The organism is Streptomyces sp. NPDC093111 (assembly GCF_040683955.1).
Taxonomy (GTDB): Bacteria; Actinomycetota; Actinomycetes; order Streptomycetales; family Streptomycetaceae; genus Streptomyces.
On the sequence record NZ_JBFBNW010000005.1, the window covers coordinates 193,709 to 207,774 of the forward strand.

Annotated in this window: 12 protein-coding genes; 11 read left to right on the forward strand and 1 reads right to left on the reverse strand. The window is 73.3% G+C overall.

Annotated features, from left to right (window positions below; genetic code table 11):
- Window positions 1–10 precede the first annotated feature (10 nt).
- The 10 genes from AB0Q96_RS10230 (at window position 11) to AB0Q96_RS10275 (ending at window position 11,808) form a co-directional block, all read left to right on the forward strand.
- Window positions 11–1,684: a serine/threonine-protein kinase gene (locus AB0Q96_RS10230; RefSeq protein ID WP_365323646.1), complete on the forward strand. Its 1,674-nt coding sequence runs from the start codon at window positions 11–13 to the stop codon at window positions 1,682–1,684.
- A gap of 21 nt (window positions 1,685–1,705) precedes the next feature.
- Window positions 1,706–2,281: a helix-turn-helix domain-containing protein gene (locus AB0Q96_RS10235; RefSeq protein ID WP_365323648.1), complete on the forward strand. Its 576-nt coding sequence runs from the start codon at window positions 1,706–1,708 to the stop codon at window positions 2,279–2,281.
- Window positions 2,282–2,708: 427 nt separating this feature from the next.
- Window positions 2,709–3,455, forward strand: a complete 747-nt coding sequence (gene ureA, locus AB0Q96_RS10240; RefSeq protein WP_365323650.1) for an urease subunit gamma — start codon at window positions 2,709–2,711, stop codon at window positions 3,453–3,455.
- Window positions 3,452–5,203: an urease subunit alpha gene (locus AB0Q96_RS10245; protein WP_365323652.1), complete on the forward strand. Its 1,752-nt coding sequence runs from the start codon at window positions 3,452–3,454 to the stop codon at window positions 5,201–5,203. The genes ureA and AB0Q96_RS10245 overlap by 4 nt, the downstream gene beginning before the upstream one ends.
- A 151-nt stretch (window positions 5,204–5,354) precedes the next feature.
- Entirely contained in the window at window positions 5,355–6,368 is a 1,014-nt protein-coding gene (locus AB0Q96_RS10250) for an agmatine deiminase family protein (protein ID WP_365323654.1), read from the forward strand.
- A gap of 96 nt (window positions 6,369–6,464) precedes the next feature.
- Window positions 6,465–8,138 carry an ABC transporter substrate-binding protein gene (locus tag AB0Q96_RS10255; protein ID WP_365323656.1) on the forward strand — a complete coding sequence of 558 codons (1,674 nt, stop codon included), beginning with the start codon at window positions 6,465–6,467 and terminating at the stop codon, window positions 8,136–8,138.
- Entirely contained in the window at window positions 8,135–9,094 is a 960-nt protein-coding gene (locus tag AB0Q96_RS10260) for an ABC transporter permease (protein ID WP_365323658.1), read from the forward strand. Before AB0Q96_RS10255 ends, AB0Q96_RS10260 begins: the two co-directional genes overlap by 4 nt.
- A complete protein-coding gene (locus tag AB0Q96_RS10265; RefSeq protein ID WP_365323660.1) occupies window positions 9,091–9,945 on the forward strand; it encodes an ABC transporter permease in 855 nt (284 codons plus the stop codon). Before AB0Q96_RS10260 ends, AB0Q96_RS10265 begins: the two co-directional genes overlap by 4 nt.
- Complete coding sequence (locus AB0Q96_RS10270; RefSeq protein ID WP_365323662.1) at window positions 9,942–10,934, forward strand: ABC transporter ATP-binding protein; 993 nt, start codon at window positions 9,942–9,944, stop codon at window positions 10,932–10,934. Before AB0Q96_RS10265 ends, AB0Q96_RS10270 begins: the two co-directional genes overlap by 4 nt.
- The gene (locus AB0Q96_RS10275; RefSeq protein ID WP_365323664.1) at window positions 10,927–11,808 is read left to right on the forward strand and encodes an ABC transporter ATP-binding protein; all 882 of its coding nucleotides are present in this window, start codon (window positions 10,927–10,929) and stop codon (window positions 11,806–11,808) included. The genes AB0Q96_RS10270 and AB0Q96_RS10275 overlap by 8 nt, the downstream gene beginning before the upstream one ends.
- 130 nt (window positions 11,809–11,938) lie before the next feature.
- Here the strand turns inward: AB0Q96_RS10275 and AB0Q96_RS10280 are convergent, their stop codons facing one another.
- Complete coding sequence (locus tag AB0Q96_RS10280; protein WP_365323666.1) at window positions 11,939–12,583, reverse strand: TetR/AcrR family transcriptional regulator; 645 nt, start codon at window positions 12,581–12,583, stop codon at window positions 11,939–11,941.
- 223 nt (window positions 12,584–12,806) lie between these two features.
- Here AB0Q96_RS10280 and AB0Q96_RS10285 point away from each other — a divergent pair, with 223 nt between their 5' ends.
- A complete protein-coding gene (locus AB0Q96_RS10285) occupies window positions 12,807–13,970 on the forward strand; it encodes an agmatine deiminase family protein (RefSeq protein ID WP_365323668.1) in 1,164 nt (387 codons plus the stop codon).
- The last annotated feature ends 96 nt before the right edge of the window (window positions 13,971–14,066 follow it).

Genomic DNA, 14,066 nt, shown 5'->3' on the forward strand with positions numbered 1-14,066 from the left:
GAGCCGCCGCATGTCCGCTCAGCCCCCCGGTGCACCACCCGCCCGCACGGCTCTGTCCCCCGACGACCCCCGCGAGATCGGCGGGTACCGCCTGCACGCCCGGCTGGGCGCGGGCGGCATGGGCGTCGTGTACCTGGCGTACACCCCCGGCGGCCGGCCCATCGCGCTGAAGGCCGTACGGGAGGAGTTCGCCGCGGACCCCGAGTTCCGTGAGCGCTTCGCCCAGGAGGTGTCCAGCGCCCGCCGGATCCACGGCCTGTTCACCGCCCAGGTGGTCGACTTCGGCATCGACGCCCGCACCCCGTGGCTCGCGACCGCGTACGTCCCCGGCCCCACCCTCCAGCAGGTCGTCCAGCGGCACGGCCCGCTGCCGGTCCGCACGGTCCTGCCGCTGGTGGCGGGCATCGCCGAGGCGCTCCAGGGCATCCACGGCGTGGGCGTCGTGCACCGGGACCTCAAGCCCGCCAACGTGCTGATCGCCGCCGACGGCCCGCGCGTGATCGACTTCGGGATCGCGAGGGCCGCCGACGCCGCCGCGCTCACCGGGACCGGGCTCCGGATCGGCACCGCCGCCTACATGGCACCCGAGCAGGCGCTCGGCCACCCGGTGACCCCCGCGACCGACGTGTTCGCGCTCGGCGCCCTCGCCGTCTACGTCGCCTGCGGCCGCACGCCCTTCGGGGACGGGCCGGAGGCCGCCGCGCTCTACCGCGTGGTCCACGAGGTGCCCGACCTCACCCCCGTACCGCCGGAGCTGCGGGACCTGCTCGGACGCTGCCTCGCCAAGGACCCGCGCGACCGGCCCACCACCGTGGAACTCATCGCGGCCGTCCAGTCCCACCCGGCCGTCGGCCCCCGGCCCGGATTCGCCGACGACTGGCTGCCCCACCGGGTCAGCGACGACGTGGAGGAGTACGGCGCGGGCCTGACGCCACCCCCCGTACCGACCCCGCCGCCGACGCCCGCGCCGACCCGGACCCCGACCCACGTACAGGCCACCGTCACCGCCGCCGCGGGCCTCCAGGGACAGGGGTACACGGACGGCGCCGGCACGGCGGGGACCGAACGGCCGGGCGCGCACCCCGCCGCCCGCACCCCGTCACCGCGCCGCGCGCCCCGCCGTGGCCGCCGCGCCCTGTTCACCGCCCTGGTGGCGGTCCTCGCGCTGCTCCTCGGCGGCGCCGCCGCCTTCTATTACCTCGACTATCCGCCGGAGAACGGGGCGGCGGGTGCCGGGAGCTCCGGGAAGCCGTCGGCCCGGCCGGGCGCCGGCACCGGGAGCGCCGCGCCGCGGCCTTCCGGCGCGGCCGGGTACCGGCCCGGATACCGGAACGCCGAGCTCACCTCGCCCGACACCGGCTACGAGTTCGACCTCCGGGCTGGAAAGGTCGTCCCCGAGGACACGGCCCCCTGGTACCTCGCCCGCACCGGCAGCGCCTTCGTCGTGTCCGAGGAGAGCGACGCCTTCGTCGCGGCCGGCGACGACCTGAGCGTCGCCGACTGCGTGCGCGGCATCGAGACGCAGCCGGTGGCGGCCCTGCCCTTCGCCGAACTCGCCGACGAGCGGCCCTTCTGCGTCCGGAGCGCCGACCAGAAGGACCTCGTGATCGTGCGCCTCCTGGAGGTGGCGTCCGACGGCGGTGCCGTCACCGTCTCGGTCGACCGCCACCACCGGGAGGGCTGAACCGCCAGGTAGGGTTCGGGCATGGCGACACGTCGTACTCAGATCCTGGAAGCGGCCGCGCGGGTGATCGCCCGGCGCGGGATCCGCGGGCTGCGGGTGGAGGAACTCGCGGCCGAGGCGGGCGTGTCCACGGCGCTGATCTACTACTACTTCAAGGACCGCGCCGGCATCCTGCGCCACACCCTGGAGTTCATCAACGACCGCGCCGAGCGCTACACCACCGACCGCGACCCCGACGCCCCGCCGCTGACCGCGCGCGAGGAGCTGGAGGAGACGCTGCTCCTGGAACTCCAGGACGTCGTCGAGGTACGGGAGAACAGTGCGGCCTGGGGCGAGTTGCGGGCGAGCGCCGTCTTCGACGAGCTGCTGCGCGAGGACCTCGCCCGGGCCACCCTGGTGTGGACCCAGGAGGTCGCCGCCCTGCTCGGCCAGGTCCAGCCGATGGCACCGGCCTCGGCGCTCGCCGCCTCGGGGGAGCGGCTCACCGCCCTGCTGGAAGGGCTGAGCATGCGCTGGCTCGGCGGCGGCATCCAGGTCGACCACGCCCGCACCCTGCTGCTCGGTGCCATCGAGGCGGAGCTGGCCGGACTCCGCTGAGCCCGCCGCACCACCTCTTCCCGGGCGCTTTCCCGTCCTTCCCGGGCTCATCCCTGTCCTTGCCGCGCCCTCCTCTGCACCCCTCCGGGCCGCTACCCGTCCCCCTCCGGGTCCCTTCCTGAAGGCATCCGCCCCGCAGTCCCACCCGGCTCGACCTGGTGGGACTGTGTCATGTCGGAAACCTTGACTGTCTTTTCAGTCAGTGCCAGAGTGAACACGCCGAGAACGGACCGCTCTCGCATCCGCCGGCTCCCGTGCCTTCCGGGCCCCCTCGGCCCTCGCCGCCCCCGCTCGCCTCCCCGGCCGTCACCCGGCCCCGGCGCCCGGCGGCGGCCCGCCGTACAGGCACTCGCCCACCTTCCGGAGAAGGAATGAACACCATGGTTTCGACCGGCGCACCCGTCGCGGAAGCGGGGCAGGGGTCGTCATGCCCCTGACTCCCACCGAGCGTGACCGGCTGCTGCTGTTCACCGCCGCCGAGCTGGCCCGCGCCCGCCACGCGCGCGGCCTGCGGCTGAACGTCCCCGAGGCGACCGCGCTCATCGCCGACACCGTCTGCGAGGCCGCCCGCGACGGGCTGCGCCTCGCGGAGGCCGTCGAGCGGGGCCGTACGGTCCTGCGCCCGGACGACGTGCTGCCCGGGGTCGTCGACATCGTCACCGAGGTCCAGGTCGAGGCCGTCTTCGACGACGGCACCCGGCTCGCCGCGATCGCCGAGCCCTTCGGGGCGCTAGAGCGCGACGACGCCGCCCCCGGGGCCGTCCTGCCCGCCGTGGAGAGCGTCGAGGGGCCCGAGCCCGTCACGACCCTCCCCGTCCGCAACACGGCGGCGGTGCCGGTGAGTGTGACCTCGCACTTCCATTTCTTCGAGGCGAATCCGCGGTTGGCGTTCGATCGTGGTGCGGCGTACGGGATGCGGTTGGCGATTCCGGCGGGTGCGTCGTTCCGTTTCGATCCGGGTGGTGAGGCGGAGGTGGGTCTGGTGCCGATCGGTGGTGCGCGGGTGGCGATCGGTTTCGCGGGTCTGGTCGACGGTCCGCTGGACGCTCCCGGGGCGAAGGAGGAGGCCCTGCGCAGGGCCGCCGCCTGCGGCTACCTCGGCGTACCGGCGGAGCAGCCCGTGTCCGCAGCAGACCCCGCGTCCGCCGCGGCGCCGGAAGGAACGAACCCGTGAGCAAGCCGACCAAGCACAGTGACCACTGCGCGCCGGGCGTCAGCCGGCACGTCGACCCGCACGACTACGCGGCCGTGCACGGACCCCGTGCCGGCGACCGGGTCCGTCTCGGCGACTCCGGCCTCGTCGTCCGGGTCGAGTCCGACTCCCAGAAGCCCGGCGACGAGTTCCTCGCCGGCTTCGGCAAGACCGCCCGCGACGGCATGCACCTCAAGGCCGCGGCGGCCAGCGCGACCTGCGACGTCGTCATCACCAACGTGCTGGTGATCGACGCCGTGCAGGGCATCCGGAAGACCTCGATCGGCATCCGCGAGGGGCGCATCCACGCGATCGGCCGGGCCGGCAACCCCGACACCGTCGACGGCGTCGACGTCGTCGTCGGCACGGGCACGACGATGATCCCGGGCGAGGGTCTGATCGCCACCGCCGGCGCCGTCGACACCCACGTGCACCTGCTGTCGCCGCGCATCATGGAGGCTTCGCTCGCGAGCGGCGTCACCACCATCATCGGCCAGGAGATAGGTCCGAGCTGGGGCGTGGGCGTCAACTCGGCGTGGGCGCTGCGCCACGCGTTCAACGCCTTCGACGCGTGGCCGGTGAACATCGGCTTCCTGGCCCGGGGTTCGTCCTCGGACCCGGCCCCGCTGGTCGAGGCGCTGGCCGAGGGCGGCGCGTCGGGCTTCAAGGTGCACGAGGACATGGGTGCCCACACCCGGGCCCTGGACACCGCGCTGCGGGTGGCCGAGGAGCACGACGTGCAAGTGGCGCTCCACAGCGACGGGTTGAACGAGTGCCTGTCGGTCGAGGACACCCTGCGAGTCCTGGAGGGGCGCACGATCCACGCCTTCCACATCGAGGGCTGCGGCGGCGGGCACGTCCCCAACGTCCTGAAGATGGCCGGCGTGCCGAACGTCATCGGCTCCTCCACCAACCCCACGCTCCCCTTCGGACGCGACGCCGTCGCCGAGCACTACGGCATGATCGTCTCCGTCCACGCGCTCAAGACGGACCTGCCGGGCGACGCGGCCATGGCGCGGGACCGGATCAGGGCCGGGACCATGGGTGCGGAGGACGTCCTGCACGACCTCGGTGCCATCGGCATCACCTCCTCCGACGCCCAGGGCATGGGCCGTGCCGGCGAGACGATCCGCCGCACCTTCGCCATGGCCGGCAAGATGAAGGGCGAACTGGGTCCGCTGGAGGGCGACGGCGCGCACGACGACAACGCGCGCGTGCTCCGCTACATGGCCAAGCTGACCATCAACCCGGCGATCGCCCACGGCCTCGCCCACGAGATCGGCTCCATCGAGGTCGGCAAGATGGCCGACATCGTGCTGTGGCGCCCGCCGTTCTTCGGCGCCAAGCCCCAGATGGTCATCAAGAACGGCTTTCCCGCCTACGGCGTCACCGGCGATCCGAACGCGGCCACGGACACCTGCGAGCCGCTCGTCCTCGGCCCGCTCTTCGGTGCCCACGGTGCCACCCCCGCCGACCTGTCGGTGGCCTTCGTCAGCCGGGCCGCCGCCGAGTCCGGGTCCTTCGGGCGCCCGTACGACGCGATGGCCACCCGCAGGCGCCGGGTCGCCGTGCGCGGCACCCGGGGCATCGGACCCGCGGACATGATCGGGAACAGCCGGGTCGGCGACGTGCAGGTCGACGGCGCCACCGGCCTCGTCACGCTCGACGGACAGCCGCTGCGGTCAGAACCGGCCGAAGAGGTCTCGCTCAGCCGCCTCTACTTCCTCTGAGCCCCGACCGGCCCCGCCCAGCCAGCCAGCCCGCCCGACCAGCCCACCCGGGCCCCCAGGCCCTGATCAGGGCCGCGATCTCGCATGACTCGCCTCTTGACTGAATTTTCAGTCGAGAGGAAGATTCCACCCACCGAAGAGAGAGCTTCCGATGAGCACCTTCCGCATGCCCGCCGAGTGGTCCGAGCACGAGGGCTGTCTGATGGCCTGGCCCACCCGCCCCGACCTCTGGGGCAGCGTGCTGAACGACGTCAAGGAGGAGTACGCGAACGTCGCCCGGGCCATCGCCGAGTTCGAGCCGGTGACGATGGTCGCCCCGCCCGGCCACGGCGAGGACGCCCGCACCTGGTGCGGTCCGGAGATCACCGTCGTGGAGCTCCCGCTGGACGACTCCTGGTTCCGCGACTCCGCCCCGCTGTTCGTCCTCGACGGCGAGGGCCGCCGCGCCGGCCTCGACTTCCGCTTCAACGCCTGGGGCCGCAAGCACCACCCGTACGACTCCGACGACCGGATCAGCTCCCTGCTCCTCGACCACCTCGGGGTGGAGCGGATCGGCTCCGACATGATCCTCGAAGGCGGCGCGATCACCGTCGACGGCGAGGGCACCCTGATCACGACCGAGCAGTGCCTTCTGCATCCCAACCGGAATCCCGGCATGAACCGGGACGAGATCGAGGCCGAGCTGAAATCCCGGCTGGGCGTCCTTAAGGTTGTCTGGCTTCCGTACGGTGGTCTGCTCGACACCGAGACCGACGGCCACGTCGACGGGGTGTGCGCCTTCGCCGCCCCCGGCAAGGTCGTCGTCTCCCTCCCCGAGGACCCCGCGCACCCCGACTACGCCCGGATGCGGGCCAACCGCGCGGTACTGGAGGCCACCACCGACGCACAGGGCCGGCGCCTGGAGATCGTCGACGTGCCGCAGGCCGCGTTCGTCGACGTCGCCGACGGCGAGGTCGAGGTGTCGTACCTGAACTACTACGTCGCCAACGGCGGTGTCGTCGTGCCCGTGGCCGGTCTGCCCCAGGACGACGCGGCCCTCACGGTGATCGCCGCGGCCCACCCCGGCCGCAAGGTGGTCGGCGTGCGGGCGCTCGCGATCGCGTTCGGCGGCGGGGGAGTGCACTGCATCACGCAGCAGATCCCCGTCGCGCGCCCCCTGCCGTAACCGGACCGGCCCCGACCGCTCCTGCCGGACCGTCCCCCCGGTCCGGCAGCCTCCCCCATCGCGTACGCACACACCGTACGGAAAGAGAGCGCGACGATGATCACACCCGTACTCCGCACCAGCAGACGCGCCGGCGCGCTGCGCGGCCGCAGGTCCGGCCGCCCGCTCGCCGCCGCGGCCGCCCTCCTGACGTCCGCGGCCCTGCTCGCCGCCTGCGCGGGGCCGCCGAAGGGCGGGGACGACGCCGGCGACGTGTCCCTGTCGAAGACCACGCCCGCCGCCAAGGGCGAGCTCGACTCCTTCACCTGGGCCGTCTACGCCGAGCCGCCCACGCTCGACTACACGGTGGCGTTCGACTACCCGCAGAACACCATCCTGTCCAACGTGTGCGAGAGCCTGATGCGCTGGACCCCGGGCCTCACCCTCGAACCCGGCCTCGCCCGCAAGGCGTCCAACCCCGACCCCACCACCTGGGTCTACGACCTCCGCCCCGGGGTGCGGTTCCACAACGGCGGCACGATGACCGCCGACGACGTGGTGTACAGCCTCGGCCGGCAGACGGACCCCGACAACGCCGCCGCCTGGGCCCAGAACTTCCAGAACGTCGCCACCATCCGGAAGACCGGCCCGCTCCAGGTCACCGTCAAGCTCAAGAAGCCCGACTCCCAGTTCCCCCAGTACATGGCCACCGCCGCGGGCGTCGTCGCCTCCAAGGCCGGGGTCGAGAAGGCCGGCAAGGACTACGGCACCTCCGGCGGCCTCGCCTGCACCGGCCCGTTCGAGCTGGGCACCTGGAACAAGGGCCAGTCCGTCGAGCTCGACCGCTTCGACGGCTACTGGGGCCGCAAGGCCAAGTCCGGCAAGGTCGTCTTCCGCTTCATGACCGACCCCTCCGCCCGGACCAACGCCCTGCTCAGCGGCGAGGCCGACGGCGGCTACCTCATCCCGACCGAGAGCTACGGCCGGCTCAAGGGCAGCGGCGTCGGCACCCTCTACTTCGGCGAGGGCCTGAGCACGGTCAACGTCAACATCACCAACATGAAGGGCCCGCTCGGCGACGTCCGCGTCCGCCGCGCGCTCTCCCTCGCGCTCGACCGCTCCGGCTTCGTCAAGGCCGGCCTCGGCGGCGCGGGCACCGTCACCCACTCGCTCACCACCCGCGCCGCCTGGGCCGCGGCCTCGCCGGAGACCCGGAAGGCGGCCCTCGACGGCCTGCCGTCCGCGGCACCCGACCTCGCGAAGGCCAAGGCACTCGTCAAGGAGGCCGGTGCCACCGGCAAGACCCTCACCGTCGCCACCAGCTCGATCGGCCAGGACGTCTCGCTGCTCGCCACCGCCGTCCAGTCCGCCGGCGCGCAGATCGGTCTCGACATCCGGCTCAAGACCATCGCCCCGAACGCGTTCACGGCGCTCTTCACCGACCCCAAGGCGCGCGAGGGCATCGACATGTTCCCGCTCACCTACTACGACTCGATCACCGACCCGCTGGACCTGCTCACCGGCTTCAAGACCGGCGCGTACCTGAACTTCGCGGGCTACAGCGACAAGAAGTACGACGCGGGCGTCGACCGGGCGACCGCCGAGTACGACCCCGACAAGCGCCTGATGATCGAGGCCGATCTCCAGAAGCAGGCCGCCGAGCAGCTGCTGTGGATCCCGGTGGCCGAGTGGCCCACCGCCGTCTTCCTCAACAAGAGGATCACCGGCGCGCCCACCACCATCGCGTACATGTACTACCCGTGGGCCGCCGATGTGGGGGCCGCGCGGTGAGCTTCACGAGATTCGCCGCCCGGCGGCTCGCCGAGATGGCCGCGACCCTGCTGTGCGCGTCGTTCGTCGTCTTCGGCGCGATGTACCTGGCCCCGGGCAGCCCCGCGAGCTTCCTGCTCTCGGGCCGCTCGGCCTCGCCCGAGGCGCTCGCCACGATCAACGCCCAGTACCACCTGGACGACCCGTTCCTGGTCCGGTACCTCCGGTGGCTCGGCGACATGCTCCAGGGCGACTTCGGACGCTCCATCACCTACCGCACCGACGTCTCGCGCCTGCTGGCCGACCGGCTGCCCACCACCCTGCTCCTCGTCCTGATGGCGCTGGTCGTCGTCGTGGCCGTCGGCCTGGTGCTCGGCCGGGTGGCCGCCGTGCGCGGCGGCGCCACCGACTCCGCCGTCCTCGTCACCACCACCTTCGCCGTCGGCACCCCGTCGTTCGTCGCGGCGGTCCTGCTCCAGGCGCTGTTCGCCGTGAAGCTGGGCTGGTTCCCCAGCGGCGGCGCCGGAGAGGGCTTCCTCGACCAGGTGTGGCACCTGGTCCTGCCGGCGGTCGCGCTCGCCCTCTACCTGATCGGCATGCTCGCCCGGGTCACCCGCACGGCGATGCTCGAAGCCCTCGACAGCGAGCACGTCACCGTGGCCCGCAGCCGGGGCGTGCCCGAGCGCCAGGTCATCCGCCGCCATGTGTTCCGCAACTCCCTGGGCACGGTCCTGACCACCGGCGGCCTGATCGTCTCGACCCTGCTGGTCTGCACGATCCTCGTCGAGACCGCGTTCAGCATCGGCGGCATCGGCCAGCTCCTGGAACTGTCGACCTCCACCAAGGACTTCCCGACCGTCCAGGCCATCTCCCTGATCATCGTCGCCCTGTTCATGATCGTGAATCTCGTCGTCGACCTCCTGCTCCCGCTGGTCGACCCGCGGATCACCCTCGGATCGAAGGGGTCCGCCGCATGACCGCCGTCCTCAGCCGCCGGCCCGGCCTCGCCCGGATCCGTACGGCCCGCTCACCGCTGCACCTGTGCTGTCTGGGCTTCGTCCTGCTGGTCGTCGCCGCCGCGCTGCTCGCCCCGCTCGTCGTGCCGTACGACCCGAACGCCGTCGACCTCGGCAACGCGCTCGCCGGACCCTCGCCCGAGCACCTGCTCGGCGTGGACGCGGCGGGCCGCGACACCCTCTCCCGGCTGCTCCTCGGGGCCCGCACCTCGCTGCTCGGCCCGCTCGGGGTGGTCCTCTTCTCCACCGTCGCCGGCGTCGTCGTCGGCATGGCGGCGGCCTGGCGGGGCGGCTGGCTCGACTCGCTCCTCTCCCGCAGCACCGAGCTGGTCTTCGCCTTCCCCGGCATGCTGCTGGCGATCCTCATCATCTCGATGTACGGCGAGGGGCTGACGGCCCCGGTCCTCGCCCTCGCCATCGCCTACCTGCCCTACGTCAGCCGCCTGACCCGCTCCCTGGTCCTCGCCGAACGGGCCCGCCCGTACGTCAGCGCCTACCAGGTCCAGGGCCACTCGGCGCTCCAGATCTGCCTGCGCCACGTCCTGCCCAACATCGCCCCGGTCGTGCTCGCCCAGTCCACCATCAACTTCGGCTACGCCCTCATGGACCTCGCCGGCCTCTCCTTCCTCGGACTCGGCGTCCCGGCGCTCACCCCCGACTGGGGCCGCATGGTCTTCGACGGCCAGACCGCCGTCCAGCACGGCTACCCGCTGTCCGCGATCCTGCCCTGCGCGTTCATCGTGCTGACGGTCGTCGCGTTCAACGTGGCCGGAGAGCGCTGGGCCGACCGCGTCGCCAGGAGAGACCGATGAACACGACCGACCGGCCGGCGCTCGACGTCCGAGGGCTCCGGATCACCCTCCCCGGCACCGCCCGCCCCGTCCTCGACGGGGTCGACCTCACCGTCGCGGCCGGCGAGACCGTCGCGCTCGTCGGCGAGTCCGGCTCCGGCAAGAGCCTCACCTCGCGCAGCGCCCTGTGCCTGCTGCCGCCCGGCGCTGTCACCGAGGGCTCCGTCCTCGTCGACGGCGAGGACGTCCTCACCCTGGACGCCGACCGGCTGCGCGCGCTGCGCACCGGCACCGTCGCCATGGTCTTCCAGGACCCGCGCGCCGCCATCAACCCGCTCCGGCGCATCGGCGACTTCCTCACCGAGAGCGTCTGCCTGACCAGGACGATGACGGCCGCCCAGGCCCGGGCCCGCGCCGTGGAACTCCTGGAGGCGGTCGGCCTGGACGCCACCGCCCTGGCCAAGTACCCCAGCCAGGTGTCCGGCGGCATGCTCCAGCGCGTCATGATCGCCGCGGCCCTCATGGGCGATCCGACGCTGCTGCTCGCCGACGAGCCCACCACCGCCCTGGACGTCACCACCCAGGCGGAGGTCATCGCGCTCCTCGGGCGGCTGCGCGAACGCTTCGGCACCGGGCTGCTGTTCGTCACCCACGACCTCGACCTCGCAGCCGCCATCAGCGACCGCGTGTACGTGATGTACGCGGGGCGGATCGCCGAGAGCGGGCCCGCGCGGGAGATCTTCGCGCACCCCCGCCACCCCTACACGGCCGCCCTGCTGGCCTCCACCCCCCGGATGGAGGGCCCCGCGGGCAGGCTCGCCGCCATCGACGGGCAGCCCCCCGACCTGCGGGCGGAACTGCCGGGCTGCGCCTTCGCCGCCCGCTGCGTGCTGGCCACCGAGGTGTGCGACCTGCGGGCGCCCGCGCCGATCTCCGCCCCCGGACGGCCGGACCACCAGGCCGCCTGCCACCACAGCGACCGGCTCGAAGGGAGCGCCGTCGATGTCTGAGAACGCCGAGCGGGTCGAGGACCGCGAGACGCCCCCACGCGCCGAGGAGTCCGCCGCACCCGGCGCGCCCGGCGCGCACGCCGAGCCGGTGCTGGTCGTCAAGGGACTGCGCCGCACCTACGGGCCCGTGAAGGCCGTCGACGACGTGTCGTTCACGCTGCCGCCGGGCGGATCGCTGGGCATCGTGGGCGAGTCGGGCTCCGGGAAGACCACCACCGCGCGGATCGTCGTCGGCCTGGAGCGGGCGGACGAGGGCGAGGTCCACGTCCTCGGCCGGTCCCGCACCGAACGGGGCCGCGGCCGGGCCCAGCGCCTCGCCCGGGCCCGCGAGGTCCAGATGGTCTTCCAGGACCCCTACTTGTCGCTCGACCCCCGGACCAGCGTCGAGGCGGCCCTCCGCGAGACGCTCAGGCTGCACTTCCCGGACCGGGACCACGCCCGGCGGGTGCGGGAACTGCTCGACCAGGTCGGACTGGGCACGCGGGCGGCCGACGCGCTGCCGCGTCAGCTCTCCGGCGGACAGCGGCAGCGGGTGGCCATCGCGCGGGCGCTGGCCGTGGAACCGGCCGTGCTGGTGCTGGACGAGGCGGTCGCGGCGCTGGACGTGTCCGTGCAGGCACAGATCCTCAACCTGCTCGCGGACATCCGGGAGGAGACCTCCATCGGCTATCTCTTCATCACCCACGACCTCGGCGTGGTCCGCTGCGTCACCGACGAGGTCATCGTGATGCGGCACGGCGCGGTCGTCGAGGCCGGCCGTACCGGCGAGGTACTCGCCGACCCGCAACACCCCTACACCCGGCTCCTGTTGGAGTCGGTGCCCCGGCCGGGCTGGGACCCGGAGCGGATCGCGGCCGCCCGTCGGGCGCTGTAACGGCGCCGGGCGGTTGGCCCGGGACGGGCGCCGGGAGGTCGGCTAGGGACGGGCGCTGGGAGGCCGGCTCGGGAGGGGCGCCGGGAGGGGCGCCGGGAGGCCGGCCCGGGACGGGCGCCGCGCGGCCGGTTCAGACCCCGGCCGCGAGGGTGTGGACCAGCGTCCGCAGCACCGCCCCGCCGTCGACCTCGGCGTCCAGGGACTCCACCGCAGCCAGCCCGTCGACGGCCGCGGCGACCGCCTCGCCCAGCGGCCGGGGGTCGACGCCGCCGCCGCGCTCGTCGGCCAGCACCTGGAACAGCGCGACGAAACAGGCGCGCCAGCGCCGGTACTCCGCCTCCAGGGACGCCCGTACCCGCTCGTCGTTGAGGGCGTGCCAGTGCAGCGCGGAGTGGAGGTGGGCGAGGTCCGCGCCCTCGGGGCCGTCGAGCAGGCCGAGGACCCGTTCGGCGCGCTCGGCGAAGGTGCCGGGGGCGGCGACGGCCTCCTCCAGCGGCAGGATCCACTCGGGGCGGATGTCCTCGACGACGGCCAGCACGAGGTCGGTGCGGTCCTGGAAGTGGTAGTGGCACATCCCGTGCGAGACCCCGCACAGCGCGGCCACGTTGCGGGTGGTGAACCGCTCGCTCATCTCGCCGGCCAGCAGGGTGCGGGCCGCCGCGATCAGGCGCGCGCGGGTCTGTTCGCCCTTGGCCGAGGCCCGCGGGCGCGGTGTCGCGACCCTCGGGGGCGGGGGAGCGGTGACGTTCCGGGAGTCCTTCGCGGATGCGGCCATGGCCTCACTCTAGTCAGCCCCACCGGCCGCCACCTGCGGCTTCCGCGGCTTGCCCCGGGGGTACGCGGCCGGCCGGCCGGCGTGCGCCCCGGTCCGTGCGCCGGCCTGCCGGCCGACGTGGCCGAACTGCACCGTCCGAAAATATTGACCGAGCGCTCGGTCAGTTCTACGTTCTCGAAGCAACCGCGGGCGTTCCGCGGTGAGTTGACAGCAGGAGGCAGCAGTGAACGATCACGCCGAGAGCGGCCCGCGCGACGGCGGCGGGCTGGGCAGGCGCCGGTTCCTGAAGGCCGCGGGACTCGCGGCCGTCGGGACCGCGCTGATGGGGACCGAGGCCCACGCCGGGGTCAGGTCGCTGGTCAACGGCACCGCCGCGGCGGGCACCTTCGCCGTCCCGATCGAGGACGTCCGGCACACCCGCACCTGGATGGCCTTCCCGGACTCCACCTCGATCTGGGGCAGCAAGCTGAGCGGGGTCCAGAACGACATCGCCCTGATCGCCCGGACCATCGCGAAGTACGAGCCGGTCATCGTGTGCGCCAACTCGGGCAGCGCCGCCAAGGCCCGCTCGCTGTGCGGCTCCACGGTCACCGTCATCAGCACCATCCCCGTCGACGACTGCTGGATGCGCGACTCCGGCCCGGTCTTCCGCACCGACGGGGCCGGCGGCCTCGACGCGGTCGGCCTTAACTTCAACGGGTGGGGCAACAAGCAGACCCACGCCAAGGACGCGCTCGTCGCCGGGCGGATCGCCGCCTACGTCGGCGTCCCGTTCACCTCCGCCGACCTGGTCGGAGAGGGCGGCGCCATCGAGCAGGACGGCGCCGGCACGCTCATGGCCACCCGCAGCAGCCTCGTGAACACCAACCGCAACCCCGGCATGACGGAGCGCCAGATCGAGGCGGCGATGTGCGCCGCCTACGGCGCCTCCAAGGTCATCTGGTTCGACGGCGTCCGCAACCAGGACATCACCGACGACCACGTCGACGCCACCTCGCGCTTCCTCGCCCCCGGCAAGGCGCTGGTGCAGATGCCGCTGTCCACCGACACCGACGCCTACGCCAAGGACGCCCGCCAGCAGTACCAGGTGCTGTCGGCGGCCACCACGGCCACCGGCGCCGCCATGACCGCGAGCAAGCTCCAGGGCCCCGACTACTACAAGATCCGCTCCACCAACCGGGACTTCCTCGCCTCCTACGCCAACTACTACCTGTGCAACGGGGCCGTCATCTCCGGCCAGTTCGGTGACACCGCCGCCGACACCGCCGCCCGGGCCACCCTCGCCCGGCTCTACCCCGACCGCGTGATCGAGCAGCTCAACATCGACCGCCTCGGCACCGGCGGCGGCGGCATCCACTGCGTCACCCAGCAGCAGCCCGTCCGCTGACGCACCGGCGTGCGCGGCCGCGCACGCCGCCGGCCGCCGGACGTCCGGCCGGGGCGGGAGACCACCGCCCGCCCCGGCCGGACCCCGCCCCCCGTC